This is a genomic window from Lentzea kentuckyensis (assembly GCF_002150765.1).
Lineage (GTDB): Bacteria > Actinomycetota > Actinomycetes > Mycobacteriales > Pseudonocardiaceae > Lentzea > Lentzea kentuckyensis.
Genome location: NZ_MUYM01000027.1, coordinates 59,810 through 72,606 on the forward strand (window position 1 = coordinate 59,810; position 12,797 = coordinate 72,606).

Consider the following 12,797-nt stretch of genomic DNA (forward strand, 5'->3'; position numbering starts at 1 on the left):
CGACCTCCCGTTCGCCACCGGTGCCGGACAGCCTACGAGCCCGAGGGCGGAAGAGCGGGTTGTGCCCAGGTGACAGGGCACAACCCGCGAGAGAGGACCGGTCAGCCGATGACGAACTCCTGCGCCGGGTGGGCGACGCACCAGTTCTGGTGCAGCTTCGACTTGTTGGCGGAGTTGCGGCCGGCGATCTCGAGGCACTGGCCGCTGTGTCGCGCCCGGAACTTCATCGTGCCGGTGGCGGTCGTCTCCACCAGGAACTGCTGGTTGAACTTGGTGGCGCTGCAGGTGTACTGCGTGGCGTCCGCGGTCGGGTCCTGGCTCGCGTCCCAGACGTCGACGCACTTGGCGCTGTGCGCGACCTTGATCCGCACGGCGCCGCTGCCGTCGCCGACCTGCTCCAGGGTCCACTGCTGGTGGGTCTTGGAGGCGTCGCAGGTGTACTGGACGATCGCGGCCTTGTTGTCGCGGCTGCCGTCGGCGACGTCGAGGCACTTGGAGCTGTTGGCGTTGCGGAGCAGGTCGTAGGTGACGGCGCCCGACGCGGTTCCCGCGCCCGCACCGGCGAGCGCCACCGCGGCGGCCGTCAGTGCGATCGCGGCGCTGACGCGGCGAAGAAACGTCCTGGACATGTGCCCTCCGAAGGTCTTCGACGACCGGTTCCCTGCGACCGGTCTGTCGCAAATGAGGTTGGACGTCCGGTGTTCGGCAGGGATTCGGGAACTGTGTGATCGGCTGCTCAGGGGAGAGTGCTGGTGGAGTTCGGACTGCTCGGCGACGTCGAGGTCCGCGTCGGTGGCCGGGTCGTGGACGTCGGCCACTCCCGGCAGAGATGTGTGCTGGTGGCGTTGCTGGTCGAGGCGAACCGGCTGGTGCCCGTCGACGTGCTCGTGGACCGGGTGTGGGGGGAGCAGGTGCCGCACCGGGCGCGCAACGCGGTCGCCGGGTACGTGTCGCGGTTGCGGCAGGTGCTTCCGGACGAGGTGAGCATCGTCGGGCGGCAGGGCGGGTACGTGCTGACCGTCGATCCGATGACCGTGGACCTGCACCGGTTCACCGGCCTCCTGGAACGGGCGCGCGTCACGCCGGACGTGGGGCTGCTCAACGACGCGCTCGGGCTGTGGCGCGGGGAGCCTTTCTCCACTTTGGACACTCCGTGGCTCGTGACGGTGCGGTCCGCGCTGGAGGCACGCCGGCTCGCCGCCCTGCTGGACCGCAACGACCTGGCACTGGAGCAGGGACGGCACACCGAGCTGCTGGCCGAGCTGGACGCGACGGCCGCGGCGTTCCCGCTGGACGAACGGCTGGCCGGGCAGTTGATGCTGGCGCTGTACCGCTGCGGGCGGCAGGCCGACGCGTTGCTGCGCTACGAACAGGTCCGGCTGTGGCTGGCCGACGAGCTCGGTGCCGACCCCGGACCCGAGTTGCGGTTGCTGCACAAGAAGATCCTCACCGGGGACCTCGCGTTGCCGGCCGGCCAGGTGACCCCGCGGCAGTTGCCGGCGCCGCCGCGGTCGTTCGCCGGACGGGCTCGCGAACTCGCGGCGCTCGACGCCGTGTCCACCGGCCCGGTGGTGGTGTCCGGTATGGGCGGGGTCGGCAAGACGGCGCTGGCGGTGCACTGGGCGCATCGGGTCGCGGCACGGTTCTCGGACGGCCAGCTGTACCTCAACCTGCGCGGGTTCGGCCCGGACGACGCGATGACGACGGGCGAGGCGTTGCGCGCGTTGCTCGGCGCGCTCGGCCTGCGCGTCCCGGACAGCACGGACGCCCAGGCCAGTCGGTACCGCAGTGCGTTGGCGGACAAGCGAATGCTCATCGTGCTGGACAACGCCAGGGACGCGGACCAGGTCCGGTCACTGCTGCCGGGCAGTCCGGGGTGTCTGGTGCTGGTGACCAGTCGCACGCGGTTGACCGGCCTGGTCGCCGCGGACGGCGCGCATCCCGTCGCGCTGGATCTCCTGTCCGCGCAGGAGTCACGTGAGCTGCTCGCCGGTCGCCTCCGCGCGGTCCCGGCCGACTCCGCCGCTACGACCGAGATCATCACGCGGTGCGCGGGCCTGCCGCTCGCACTCACCGTCGTGGCCGCTCGTGCCGCCTGCACCGGGTTCCCGCTGAGGGCGATCGCCGCCGAACTGCGTCGCGGGCTCGACCCGTTCGACGGCGGTGACTCGGCCACGGACGTCCGCGCGGTGTTCTCCTGGTCGTACCGTGCGTTGGGGTCCGCGGCCGCCAGGCTGTTCCGCCTGCTCGGCCTGCATCCCGGCCCGGACGTCTGCGCGTCGGCCGCCGCCGGTCTCCTGGGAACGCCGCAGGTCGGGCCGTTGCTCGCCGAACTGACTCGCGCGCACCTGCTCGTCGAACACCAGCCCGGCCGGTACCTGCTGCACGACCTCCTGCGCGCGTACGCCGTCGAACTGGCCCAGCTCCACGACAGCGTCGCGGACAGACGGCTTGCCACCCGCCGCGTGCTCGACCACTACGTGCGGACCTCCCTGGCGGCGGCCCGGTCGCAGGCGCTGGCCTGGTTCACCACCGAGCAGCGCGTCCTGCTCGCCGCCGCCGAGCACGCCGCCGCCACCGGCTTCGACACCCACGCCTGGCAGCTGGCCCGGACGCTGGCCGAGTTCCTCGAACGCCGCGGGCACTGGTCCGACCTCGCCGACCCGCGCGCGCAGAGCCACGCGCACCGCGTCCTGACCCGCGCGAGCACCCAGCTCGACCACCCCGGCGTGAGCGCGGTGCGCGCCCGGCTCCGTCCGATGTGGACTCATTCGTTGAGCGCCGCGACCACCGGGCACTGCTCCTGAACACCGTTGGCGGCGACGTCGAGCAACGCCAGGCGCACGCGGTCCAGGTCGCGCATCCGCTGCTCGATCTCGCCGACCTTCTCGGTGATCACGTCCTCCAGCCCGGCGAACTCGGTGGAGAAGGCCAGGATCTGTTCCACCTCGGTGAGGGTGAAGCCGAGCCGGGCCGCGCGGCGGATGAACTTCAGCCGCCGCAGGGCTTCCCGGTCGTAGTGGCGGTAGCCGCCTTGGGTGCGGGTGGTCGGAGTGACCAGCCCGCGGCGCTCGTAGAACCGCACGGTGCTGATGCCCACGCCGGCGGCGCGGGCCAGTTCGGAGATGCGCACCATCGCAAACTACCTCCGGACCAGGGCGCGCAACTGGACGACGCCCCAAAACAGCTCCAGCGCCAGGAACACCGCCAGCACCGGCGGTTGCCCGTGCCACAACGCCCACCCGAACCACAGGCTGAACAGCGCCCGTCCGGCCGTGTCGATGCCGATGAGCAACGGCTCGGGGCGGTACCACCGAGCGATCGACCACATCACCACCACAGTGCCGAACAGCGTGGCGAACAACAGGGTCATCGTGTCGGAACTCGGGCTGCCGAACAGGTCCAGCACCAGGGAGGCGGTCCAGGGCGTGCCGAACGCGACGCTCGCCACCAGGTCGTACAGCGCGCCGGCCCGGCCCCAGCGGGCCACAGAAGTCTGCATGCCGATCACGATGGACCCTGCACTTCGGTGCAGGGTCAAGCCCTGAGGAGGAAGGTGGTGACAGGACAAGTACTTGGGGGTTCTTGTGGAGTACGACTTCATCATCGTCGGCGCCGGTAGCGCGGGTTGTGTGCTCGCGGGCCGGTTGAGCGAAGACCCGGCGAGCCAGGTGCTGCTAGTCGAGGCCGGACCGGAGGACAGCGCGCCGGAGATGCGCGTGCCGGCCCAGGCCGCGAGCCTCTGGCAGGGGCCGTTCGCCTGGGACAACATCACCGTCCCGCAGGACGACGCGCAGCAGCGGCGGGTGCCGTGGCCCAGCGGGCGTGCGCTCGGTGGCAGTTCGTCGATCAACGGCATGATCTACGTCCGGGGCGACCGGCTCGACTACGACACCTGGCGGGACACCTACGGGTGCACGGGGTGGGGTTACGAGGACCTGTTGCCCTACTTCGAGAAAGCCAAGAACGGGCCGTTGTCCGTTCAGGACGCTCGGTACGTCCATCCGCTCGCACGGGCGTGGGTGCAGTCCGCGCAGGAACACGGGTTGTCCGACGGTGCGGGCCCGTACCAGGTCACGCAGAAGAACGGCGAGCGCTGGTCGACCGCGCGGGGGTACCTGCGGCAGCGCGACAACCTCACGATCCTGACGAACACGCAGGTCACGAAGGTCCTGATCGAGAACGGCCGGGCGGTGGGCGTGAGCTGGGCCGACGGCGAGGCGCGGGCCCGCCGAGAGGTCGTCCTGTCGGCCGGGGCGGTGAAGAGCCCGCAACTGTTGCTGCTGTCCGGCATCGGGCCCGCCGAGCAGCTGACGGCGCTCGGCATCGAACCGCTGGTGGACCTGCCGGTCGGCGAGGGGTTGCAGGACCATCCGCTGGTCATCGCGCAGTTCGCGACGCCAGAGGTGCCGAACTTCTTCGAGGAGCTGACGCCGGAGGCTTTCGAGCGGTGGCAACGGGAACGTCAGGGACCCTTCGCGTCGCACCTCGCCGTGGCCGGTGGGTTCAGCCGCACCCAGGCCGATCTGCCCGCGCCGGACGCGCAGTACGACGCGGTCGCCGTCGCGGCCTCGATGGGACCGGACGGGCTGGTGATCGACCCGGCGAAACGGGCGGTGTCGCTGGTCGTGGTGTCCGTGCACGTCCGCAGCCGTGGCCGGGTGGCGCTGGCTTCCGCGGACCCGTTCGAACGACCGCTGATCGACCCGGCGTACCTGTCGGACGAGGCCGACCTCGACACGTTGGTCGCGGGGTTGCGGGAACAGCGCCGGATCGCCGCCCGCGGACCGCTCGCCGAGCACATCACCGAGGAGGTGTTCCCTGGCCCGGACGTGCAGAGCGACGACGAGCTGCGGGAGTACGTGCGGCGGACCGTGACGACGGTGTGGCATCCGACCAGCACCTGCGCGATGGGACCGGTCTGCGACACGGAGTTGCGGGTGCACGGGGTCGAGGGGTTGCGGGTCGCCGACGCGTCGGTCATGCCGGCGGTCCCCCGCGGCAACACCAACGCGCCGACGATCGCGGTCGCGGAGCGCGCCGCGGACCTGATCAGGAAAAACTAGCTGTCGCCCTGGTCGACGCCTTCCTTCAGGGAACCGCCCAGGGCGACGGGGCGAGTCGCGTGGACGTCGCTGGTGAACGTGCCGGCGTAGCTGAAACACGTGTCGGGCCGGCGGTCGCTGCACGTCGGCGGTTCGGCCACCGCCCACCCCCTGCCGCCACTAACGTTGCCAGGTGCGAGTTCGTTGAGTCGAGGGGGAGCGTGACCGGCCAGATCGTCCGCCACGCCGGCCAGATCGAGGCCGTGCGCCTGCGGTTCGCCGCCGTCCACCGGGCCAGCGCGGCCGTCGTGGGCGACGAGACCGTCTACGGGCGGCTGTGCCGGTGGATCATCGACACCGTCCTGGAGAAGCACGCCAGGCAGGACGAGCTGGTCGCGTACGTGGAGGAGAACCTGCGGCTGATCGTGGCCGGGCTGTACGACCTCTACGGGGTCAAGCCACCCGACCCTGATCCGGTGCGCGAGGCAGCGCTGCCCACGTTGATCGCGCCGGTCCCGCAGACCGCCGCGCCGGCGATGGAGCGGATCGGGCCGCTGCGGGACGTCCTGGACGAGCTGACCGGGCGCCCGGACGTGATCACCGCACATGCCACGACCTGGTACAACATCGCGGCCGAGCAGCGCGAGATGGCGAACGACCTCGCGAACTACCTCGCCGCCGACGTGCCGGGCTGGCCCGGCGCGGACGAGCACCTGCGGTTGATGGGCCACAACGTCGAGGCGATCCGCGGCCTCAGCGCGGTGTCGGCGGCGTTCGCGGAGATCACCGAGAGCGTCGGGGTGCTGGTCGCGCAGACCCGGCGGCTCGTGCGGGAACTGGTGGTCGGCCTGGCCGTGGCGCCGACCGACGCGACGCTCTGGCGGCTGGCGTGCCGGATCGCGGTGTACGGGGTGGCGCTCAACGCCACCCTGACGCACCTCGAGAACCGGCTTGAGGGTTAGGCCGTCGCGCGGCGGGCCCGGCGGCGGGCGATCGTGGGCAGGAACCACATGTAGACACCGGTGCCCATCAGGACGAACAGCGGCAGCAGCGGCACGTACGACACCCAGATCACCGAGTTGTCGACGGTCAGCGCGACCGCCGTGAACACCACGGTGGCCATGAAGAACATGCTGACCAGGCGGTGGAACTTGCGGATCCCCTTGCTGCTGCTCATCTTTTTCGTCCTCCCAGGTCGTTGTCGTGGACAACGGTAAGAGCGACGCTGGTCACCGGGCTTCTCGATTCCTGACCGGTTCCTGAGCTAGTGGTGTGGCTCGCAACGTTGCCGGGGGAATTCGCGCTCAGACGGGCGCATCGTGGTGCCGCCCCCGCTTCCTCATCCTGGTTGGCTGTGGGAGTGGGGGCGGTGCCGCGAGGCGTCCTGCTGAGCGTGAATTACCTCGCCAACGTTGCGTGACACGCCACTAGTAGGGTCGGGCGCCATGCAGTTCCAGTCCCCGGTGCTGGTGGGTCGGAGCGAGGAGACCTCAGCGCTGCGGGCCGCCGTGGCACGGGCCGAGCAACGTCGCGGTGGCGCGATGTTCCTGGTGGGGGAAGCGGGCATCGGCAAGTCGCGGCTGGCGTCCGAGCTCGTCGGGCACGCCTCGCACCTCGGCTTTCGCGTGCTCAGGGGACGGGCGAGTCGCGCGGTGCCGTTGCGGGCGCTGTGCGAGGCGGTGCTGTCGGCTTTTCGCAAGGTCGCCGCCCCGGACGAGAAGCAGCTCGGCGCGTATCTGCCCGTGTTGCTGCGGATGGCCCCGGACGCGCCCGCCGGTGTGCCGGATCCGGCCGTGGTCAGGGCCGAGGCGGTCCTGAGGTTGCTCACGGCCGAGAAAACCGTTGTGGTGCTTGAAGATCTGCACGAGGCGGACGGCGAGACGCTGGCCGTGGTGGACTACCTGCTCGACAACCTCGCGGACGAACCGGTGCTGCTCCTGGCGACGTTGCGGCCGCATCCCGATGGCGCGCAACAGCTTGCTGACTCCGCCGCGGCCCGCCGGGTCGCGGGTGTCCTGCGGCTCAACGGATTGCGGGACGCCGAGGTCGCGGAACTCGCCCGCCACTGCCTCGGCGAGCCCGTGCCGGCCGACGTGCTGACCGAGCTCGTCAGGATCTCCGACGGCGTGCCGTTCGTCGTGGAGGAACTGGTCAACGGCGACCTGCGGGCCGTGCCGCCCACGGTCGCGGCGGCGACGTCGCAGCGGGTGGACGCGCTCGACCCCGAGTGCGTCGCGCTGCTCGAAGCCGCCGCGATCTTCGGGCAGACGTTCCCGCTCGACGTCGTCGCGGCCGTCGCCCAGTGCACGGACGCGTCGCGGCTGTTGCAGGACGCCGAACGCGCGCAGCTCGTCCACGGCCACAAGTTCCGGCACGCGCTGACCGCCGACGCGATCCGCGGCCGGATGACGACGACCGCCCGAACGTCCCTCGCCCGCAAAGCCGCGGAAACCACAGAAGCGTTGCGCCCCAACGAACTGGAGCTCATCGCCGAGTTGTGGGAGGCGGCCGGCGACGCGCGAAAGGCCGTCGGCAGCCTCGTCCAGGCTGGACGGCACGCGGCCGCGCTCGGCCGGTTCGGCACGGCCGTGGAGCTGCTCGAACGCGGGCAGGCCCTGCTCGACGACGATCCGGACCTCGCGGCCGACCTGCTCGACGCGCTCGCCGCGGTGCTCCCGCTGGCCGCCGTCGTCGTGCCCGCGGACAACGGCGCGCGGGCCTTCGCGCTCGGCGAACGACTGCAGCAGGCACTCACCGCGGCGCACGCCACGGTCGAGCGAAGAGCCGTCGTCCGGCTCGCGCAGGCACGCGTCGCGGCCGTCGCGGGGCAGTGGGAACGCGGGCTCGACCTGCTCGCGTCGGCCAAGGAGACCTGCGCGGCCGTCGACGTCGTCAAGGCGACGCTCCTGCTCGGGCTCAACCAGCTGGACCTGCTGCCCAAGGCCCGCGCCCTGGCCGAACGCGCGGCCGCGACCGGCACCCCGGAGATCGTCTGCGAAGCCCTCGAAGTGCTCACCAGGTGCACACGGGGGCAGGACCTGGCCGAGGCGCGGCAGCACATCCAGCGGTGGCTGCAGGTCGCCGAACAGCACGGGCTCGCGGCGTGGCGGCTGCGGGCGTTGCTCGAACTGGGGATCACCGACAAGTACCTGACCATCGGGGTCGACATCCTGCTGGCCGCCCGGCGCGCGGCGCTCGACACCGGTGCGATCGTCATCCTCATCGCGGCCGACCTGCACCTGGGCGGCACCTACCTGGTGCGCGGCGAGTACGAGGAGGCCGCGAGGTACGGCGCCAGCGCGGGGGAGGCCGCCGAGAAGCTGGGCCTGCACGCGTTGAAGTCGCTCGCCGTCGCCATCGAGGCGGGCATCGCGTCCATGCACGGTGACCGCAGGGCGACCGACCGGGCGCTGGCCCAGCTGCGTGACCACGGCGGTTCGGCGGAGATCTGGTCGTACAGCTCGGCGGTCTGCGCGCTGATGGAGGAGCGGTACGACCGCGCGCTGGCCGAGTTCGACGAGGTGGAGAAGGCCGTCACGGAACCTCGCATCCTGCGCGGCACCTTCTACCAGGGGCCGCGTCTGCTCGTCCGGGTCGCGCACGGCCTCGCGGGCTGGCCGGAGTACGAGCGGCTGGCCGAGTCGCATCTCGCCCAGGTTCGGATGCACCGGACCTACTTCGCCTGGAGCCGCGCGATCCTGCTCGGCCGCGACGGGCGCACCGCCGAGGCGGACCAGGCCGCGCGGGAGGCGGTGGAACTCAGCACCGGACTCGGCCTGCCGCGCTACCTCGGCCTTCGCCTGGCCGGTCCGCGGGCGCTGGCGGACGGCTGGGGCGAGCCGCTGGAGTGGTTGCGCGAGGCCGAGGAGTACTTCCACCAACGCGACGTGCCCGCCGTGGCCTCCGCGTGCCGGGCGGTGCTGCGCGAGGCGGGTGCTCCCCGGCAACGACGGCGGCGTGACCACGACACGGTGCCCGCCGAGCTGCGCAAGGCCGGTGTCACGGTGCGGGAGTTCGAGGTGCTGCGGCTGGTCGTGGAACGGTTCGGCAACACCGAGATCGCCGAGCGGCTGTTCCTGTCCCCGCGCACCGTCGAACGCCACGTCGCGAGCCTCAAGGCGTGCACCGGCCAGCCGTCCAGGGCCGCCCTCATCACCCATGCCCGTCCCCTAATTGGGGGCTCTCCCCGCATGTGAGCCGGCCCAGCCCCCGGAACACTCCTGGACCAACCGGCGGCGCTGGACTCGGTGGGGTGTTCAGCGCCGCCGTGACGCAGCCCGAAAACTCTCCTGGCGCACGATGTCGATCCCGGCGTCTACCGTTCGACACACTGATGACAGCCCAGCGCGAACACCAAGGAGAACCCCGATGCGCACCCTGATCGCCACCGCGTTCGTCTCGCTCGACGGCGTCGTCGAAGCCCCCGGCGGCGAGCCCGGTCACCGCAGCTCCGGCTGGACCTTCAAGGACATCGAGTTCGACGAGGCCGCCTACGAGATCAAGGGCCGTGAGCAGGAAGAGGCCGCGGCGATGATGATGGGCCGGGTCAGCTACGAGGCGTTCTCCCCGGTGTGGCCGACGCTCGACTACTTCCCGCAGTACAACGTGATGCCGAAGTACGTCGTGTCCAGCACGCTGAAGGAAGACCAGCTGGTCGACAACTGGGGCGACATCACCATCCTGCGGTCCCTCGACGACGTGGCCGCGCTGAAGGAGACCGAGGGCGGGCCGATCTCCATCCACGGCAGCGCGACGCTCAACCGCAACCTGTCCGACGCGGGCCTGATCGACCGCTACCACCTGCTGGTGTTCCCGGTGCTGCTCGGCGCGGGCAAGCGGCTGTTCAGCGAGACCGACAAGGACAAGCAGCTGCTCAAGGTCGTCGAGAGCGAGTCGTACTCCAACGGCATCCAGAAGCTGGTCTACGACGTGGTGCGCTGACGCACAGCGCGTCCGGCATCAGCTGATCATCCACTTCGGACCGCGGCGAGCGCGAAGTAGGTGAGCCGCCGCAGTTCGTCGAGGTCGTCGCCGCCCTGCTGCAGCCAGGCGGTGGTGGCCGCGTCGAGGCACGCCAGCGCGGTGGCCACGATCGCCTCGCCGACCAGGCCGGGTGGCGCGTCACCGATGCCGACCCGGCGTTCCACCTCCGGCGCCAGAACCTGTTGCCAGCGCAGGTGTTTCTCGAGGTGCGCGGCGCGCAACGCGGGGCTGGTCACCACCAGCCGCCCGATCGCGACACCGCGCTCCGGGCTCATCCGGGTGCTCAGCACCGAGAACGCGTGCCCCAGCGCGTCCCAGATCGGTTCGTCGTCGGGGCGTTCGCGCAACGCTTCGAGGATCACCGGGCCCTGCTCGGCGAGATCGCCGAAGACGATGTCCTCCTTCGTGCCGAAGTAGCGGAAGAACGAGCGCCGCGAGATCCCGGCCGCTGCCACCACCTGGTCGACCGTCGTCTCCTCGAAGCCGTGCTCCAGGAACAACGCCAGTGCGGCGTCCACGACCTCTTCCTGGACACGGCGGCGAGTGCGGTCCCACAGGCGATCTGGCACGCCCTCCACCTTAGTGCCACCTCGTCTCTTGGCGTCTCTGTGGCATCTGATGCTAACTTGGCACTCGATGCCAAGGAGGACTTGAAGTGACAATCGACTATCGAGGCGCGCGGATCCTGATCACCGGAGCCAGTGCCGGGATCGGCGCGCAGTTCGCCCGTGAACTCGCTCGCAGGGGCGCTGACCTGGTGTTGGTGGCTCGCCGGGCGGAACGGCTGGAGGCGCTCGCGGCGGAACTGCGGGGCGTGGACGTCACCGTCCTGCCGTGTGACCTCACCGAACCCGGAGCGGCGGCGAGCCTCGCCGCTGAGCTCCGCACCCGCGGGATCAGCCTGACCGGGTTGATCAACAACGCCGGGTTCGGCACCTACGGCCCGTTCGCCGGGGAGGACGCGGAACGCCTGCGCACCGAGATCGCGCTCGACATCTCCGCGGTCGTGGAGCTGACCAGGACGTTCGTCGACGAGCTGGCCCGGTCCGGGCGCGGTGTGCTGATCAACGTCGCGAGCATGGCCGCGTACACGCCGGTGCCGAGGATGGCGGTGTACGCCGCGGCCAAGGCGTTCGTGCTGAGCTTCACCGAGGCGTTGTGGCACGAACACCGGCGCGGCGGCCTGCGGGTGCTCGCGCTGTCACCCGGCGCGACGCAGACCGAGTTCTTCGACGTGGCGGGACCGGAGGCGGCGGCCGGCGCGCGGATGCACCAGCCGGAACTGGTGGTGCGGACCGCGTTGCGGACGCTGGACCGGCGCAACCCGCCCCCGAGTGTCGCCGTCGGGCGGCTCAACCGGTTGCTGGCGGGGATGTCCCGGCTGGCGTCCAGGCGGCTGGCGGTGACGGCGATGGGCGCGCTGACGACCGCCTAGTAGTGCTTTGTCGGNNGTGAGAGCGCGACCACCGGGGTCGCTGTCGCGGAAGTCCGTCCCTCCGGACCCGACAAAGCACTACTAGTGCTTGCGATCGGTGTGGCCCAACGACCGTTCCGGCGCCACCCGGTCGCGCACGAGCTGCTTGAGCACGGCGAGGTCCGGGAAGCCCTCCTGCTCCTTGCGCGACCACACGGTCTCGCCGTCGAGCCGCACGTCGAACACGCCGCCGGTGCCGGGGATCAGCGCGACCTCACCCAGCTCGGTCGTGAACGTGGTCAGCAGCTCCTGCGCGGTCCATCCGGCGCGCAGCAACCACCGGCACTGGGTGCAGTACTCGATCTCCAGACGAGGTGTCCTCATGCCTGGTTTCCAACAGAGGCGCCGTCGCGGGCCGCGTCCTTGCCCCAGCTGGCCAGCAGCTGCAACGCCTCGGCGGACGCGGTGCCGGGTTCCGCGTGGTAGGTGCTCAGGAACAGGTCGGGTTCGCTGGGCATCCGGAGCGTCTCGTACTGCAACGTCATCTCGCCCACGAGCGGATGCCGCAGCACCTTCGTGCCGAAGCTCTTGTCCTTGACGTCGTGCTTGGCCCACAGCTGCCGGAACAGTTCGCTCTTCACCGAGAGCTCGCCGATCAGCGCGGTCAGGCCGGGGTCGTTCGGGTAACACCCCGCGTCCATGCGCAGGAACCCGACGACGTCGGCGGCCTTGCTCTCCCAGTTGACGAAGAGCTGCTGGTAGGAGGGCTGCAGGAAGATGAACCGCGCCCAGTTCCGCTCGCGCGGTTCCAGCTCACCCCAGTCGCCGAACAACGCCGCCGCCATGGGGTTCCACGCGAGCACGTCCGAGCGTCGCCCGCCGATGTACGCGGGCACACCGACGTTGTCGAGCAGATGCTTCAACGCCGGGCGCACCTGGCGCGTGGTTTTCTTCTTCTTGTTGCCGAACGGGCAAGCTGTGATGTTGCGCAGGTAGGTGCGCTCGGCGTCGTTGAGCTGCAACGCGTTGGCGATCGCGTCCAGAACCTCGTTCGAGACGTTGCGGCCGTGGCCCTGTTCGAGGCGTGTGTAGTAGGCGACCGAGACGCCCGCGAGCTGCGCCAGTTCCTCGCGGCGCAGTCCTGGTACGCGCCGGGCCCTGCCGTAGCGGGGCAGGCCCACGTCGTCGGGGGACAGCCGCGCGCGGCGGCTGCGCAGGAACTCGCTCAGCTCGGTGCGCGGGTCGACGTCCATGCCCCGAGTATCCCCGGACCGGCGGGAACGTGCCTGCTACTGCCAGTGGTAGTCACGCCAGGCGTACGAAAAGCAGGTGTCTTGGTAGGTCCTCGCGACGGC

At 70.8% G+C, this 12,797-nt stretch carries 14 protein-coding genes; 6 read left to right on the forward strand and 8 right to left on the reverse strand.

What is annotated here, in order from left to right; genetic code table 11:
• Nucleotides 1–101 precede the first annotated feature (101 nt).
• Nucleotides 102–629 carry an RICIN domain-containing protein gene (locus B0F77_RS15075; protein ID WP_143466736.1) on the reverse strand — a complete coding sequence of 176 codons (528 nt, stop codon included), beginning with the start codon at nucleotides 627–629 and terminating at the stop codon, nucleotides 102–104.
• A 123-nt stretch (nucleotides 630–752) separates the two neighbouring features.
• On the opposite strand from B0F77_RS15075, the gene B0F77_RS15080 reads away from it, so the two are divergent.
• Nucleotides 753–2,807: an AfsR/SARP family transcriptional regulator gene (locus B0F77_RS15080; protein WP_158102695.1), complete on the forward strand. Its 2,055-nt coding sequence runs from the start codon at nucleotides 753–755 to the stop codon at nucleotides 2,805–2,807.
• Here the strand turns inward: B0F77_RS15080 and B0F77_RS15085 are convergent.
• Entirely contained in the window at nucleotides 2,768–3,136 is a 369-nt protein-coding gene (locus B0F77_RS15085; RefSeq protein WP_086663509.1) for a MerR family transcriptional regulator, read from the reverse strand. The two genes, B0F77_RS15080 and B0F77_RS15085, sit on opposite strands and share 40 nt — an antisense overlap.
• A gap of 6 nt (nucleotides 3,137–3,142) precedes the next feature.
• Entirely contained in the window at nucleotides 3,143–3,502 is a 360-nt protein-coding gene (locus tag B0F77_RS15090) for a hypothetical protein (protein WP_143466737.1), read from the reverse strand.
• A gap of 73 nt (nucleotides 3,503–3,575) precedes the next feature.
• Between B0F77_RS15090 and B0F77_RS15095 the strand changes: the two genes are divergently transcribed.
• Nucleotides 3,576–5,066: a GMC family oxidoreductase gene (locus tag B0F77_RS15095; protein WP_211293800.1), complete on the forward strand. Its 1,491-nt coding sequence runs from the start codon at nucleotides 3,576–3,578 to the stop codon at nucleotides 5,064–5,066.
• Here the strand turns inward: B0F77_RS15095 and B0F77_RS47855 are convergent.
• Nucleotides 5,063–5,206 (reverse strand): hypothetical protein, encoded by a 144-nt coding sequence (locus B0F77_RS47855; protein ID WP_158102696.1) that lies wholly within the window; start codon nucleotides 5,204–5,206, stop codon nucleotides 5,063–5,065. The genes B0F77_RS15095 and B0F77_RS47855 overlap by 4 nt on opposite strands.
• A 60-nt stretch (nucleotides 5,207–5,266) precedes the next feature.
• Between B0F77_RS47855 and B0F77_RS15100 the strand changes: the two genes are divergently transcribed.
• Nucleotides 5,267–6,007 carry a hypothetical protein gene (locus tag B0F77_RS15100; protein ID WP_086663512.1) on the forward strand — a complete coding sequence of 247 codons (741 nt, stop codon included), beginning with the start codon at nucleotides 5,267–5,269 and terminating at the stop codon, nucleotides 6,005–6,007.
• On the opposite strand, the gene B0F77_RS15105 is transcribed toward B0F77_RS15100, so the two are convergent.
• Nucleotides 6,004–6,222 carry a hypothetical protein gene (locus B0F77_RS15105; protein ID WP_086663513.1) on the reverse strand — a complete coding sequence of 73 codons (219 nt, stop codon included), beginning with the start codon at nucleotides 6,220–6,222 and terminating at the stop codon, nucleotides 6,004–6,006. The genes B0F77_RS15100 and B0F77_RS15105 overlap by 4 nt on opposite strands.
• A gap of 268 nt (nucleotides 6,223–6,490) precedes the next feature.
• Here B0F77_RS15105 and B0F77_RS15110 point away from each other — a divergent pair, with 268 nt between their 5' ends.
• Together B0F77_RS15110 and B0F77_RS15115 are read left to right on the forward strand one after the other, a co-directional pair.
• Nucleotides 6,491–9,241, forward strand: coding sequence for an ATP-binding protein (locus tag B0F77_RS15110; RefSeq protein ID WP_086663514.1), 2,751 nt, complete (start codon nucleotides 6,491–6,493; stop codon nucleotides 9,239–9,241).
• A 172-nt stretch (nucleotides 9,242–9,413) separates the two neighbouring features.
• Nucleotides 9,414–9,986 carry a dihydrofolate reductase family protein gene (locus B0F77_RS15115; protein ID WP_086663515.1) on the forward strand — a complete coding sequence of 191 codons (573 nt, stop codon included), beginning with the start codon at nucleotides 9,414–9,416 and terminating at the stop codon, nucleotides 9,984–9,986.
• Nucleotides 9,987–10,012: 26 nt separating this feature from the next.
• On the opposite strand, the gene B0F77_RS15120 is transcribed toward B0F77_RS15115, so the two are convergent.
• Nucleotides 10,013–10,597, reverse strand: a complete 585-nt coding sequence (locus B0F77_RS15120) for a TetR/AcrR family transcriptional regulator (RefSeq protein ID WP_158102697.1) — start codon at nucleotides 10,595–10,597, stop codon at nucleotides 10,013–10,015.
• Between the two features lie 86 nt (nucleotides 10,598–10,683).
• Here B0F77_RS15120 and B0F77_RS15125 point away from each other — a divergent pair, with 86 nt between their 5' ends.
• Nucleotides 10,684–11,463 carry an SDR family NAD(P)-dependent oxidoreductase gene (locus B0F77_RS15125; RefSeq protein WP_086663517.1) on the forward strand — a complete coding sequence of 260 codons (780 nt, stop codon included), beginning with the start codon at nucleotides 10,684–10,686 and terminating at the stop codon, nucleotides 11,461–11,463.
• Nucleotides 11,464–11,544: 81 nt separating this feature from the next.
• On the opposite strand, the gene B0F77_RS15130 is transcribed toward B0F77_RS15125, so the two are convergent.
• Nucleotides 11,545–11,826, reverse strand: coding sequence for an Rdx family protein (locus tag B0F77_RS15130; RefSeq protein ID WP_086663518.1), 282 nt, complete (start codon nucleotides 11,824–11,826; stop codon nucleotides 11,545–11,547).
• Complete coding sequence (locus B0F77_RS15135; RefSeq protein ID WP_086663519.1) at nucleotides 11,823–12,695, reverse strand: helix-turn-helix domain-containing protein; 873 nt, start codon at nucleotides 12,693–12,695, stop codon at nucleotides 11,823–11,825. The genes B0F77_RS15130 and B0F77_RS15135 overlap by 4 nt, the downstream gene beginning before the upstream one ends.
• Nucleotides 12,696–12,797: the final 102 nt, after the last annotated feature.